The following is a 1,037-nucleotide window of genomic DNA, read 5'->3' as shown; positions in this document are numbered from 1 at the left end:
AAGGGCGTGCGGTACAAGCCGGTCGGCGCCGACAAGATGCTCCGCAGGAACCTCGCCAGCCGATGCGCCGGTGATCAGCGCGGTGCCTTTCGTGGAAGTGGTCATGATTTTTCCTTTCCGTGAATTGAGCCGACCGGGTGTCGGTTCGTGGAAAGAATTCTGGCTTCGACTGAACTCATCCTCAATGTCATATATGCAATGATTCATGCCATCCGCGCGCTGACCGGAAACCTTGCGGATTCGTCCTTTGAGACAGGCGCCCGATTACCCAAAATCGGTTCCGTAGCTGGCTCCGCCCGGCGCCTTGCCTCCTGAAGACGACCGCGCGCAACGCCATCCAATGACACGCTGCCGCAGCCCGTGACGATGTCCGTTTTATGCTAGATTCAATTGATCAGGACACACACATGGCGGACGTCATGCACACCGTGGGGCTCGTTGTTTACCCAAATTTCCAGTCGCTCGCGCTCGCGGTGGCGAGCGTGTTCGAGTACGCGAACCTGCTGCGCGGCGAGGAGGTGTACCAGTTCCGGATCGTGTCCGAGCACGGCGGCGCGGTCGTGTCGTCGCAGGGCTTTTCGGTCAACACCGAACCGCTGGCCAAAGAGGGATATGACACGCTGATCGTCTCCGGCGACAACGAATGCCGGCTTCCATCGGCGACGCTGGTGGACTTCCTGCATCGCGCGCCCGTCCATTCGCGGCGCATTGCGTCGATATGTACGGGAGCCTTCGTCCTCGCGGCCGCCGGGCTCCTCGACGGGAAACGGGCCACGACGCACTGGTATCACGCGCGGGACTTCAAGAAGCAATATCCGAACGTGCAGCTCGACGAAGATCGCATCTTCGTCGTAGACGGCCAGGTCTGGACGTCGGCCGGCATGAGCGCCGGGGTGGATCTCGCCCTCGCGATCGTCGAAAGCGATTTCGGGCTGGAAACGGCGCGCATGGTCGCGCGCAAGCTCGTGCTATACCAACGGCGCGGCGGTGGTCAGTCGCAATTCTCGACCTTGCTGGAACTGAACGCGCGATCGGAC

1 protein-coding gene is annotated in these 1,037 nt (G+C 61.5%); it reads left to right on the top strand.

The window, feature by feature from the left end; translation table 11 throughout:
• Nucleotides 1-407: 407 nt before the first annotated feature.
• A partial coding sequence (locus tag ACWDD7_RS37915; protein ID WP_450460739.1) for a GlxA family transcriptional regulator occupies nucleotides 408-1,037 on the top strand: 630 nt, incomplete at its 3' end.

The sequence above is a fragment of the Streptomyces sp. NPDC001056 genome (genome assembly GCF_053598955.1).
Note: the sequence above shows the minus strand (reverse complement) of the source record. Positions and strands in the feature narration are given on the sequence as shown.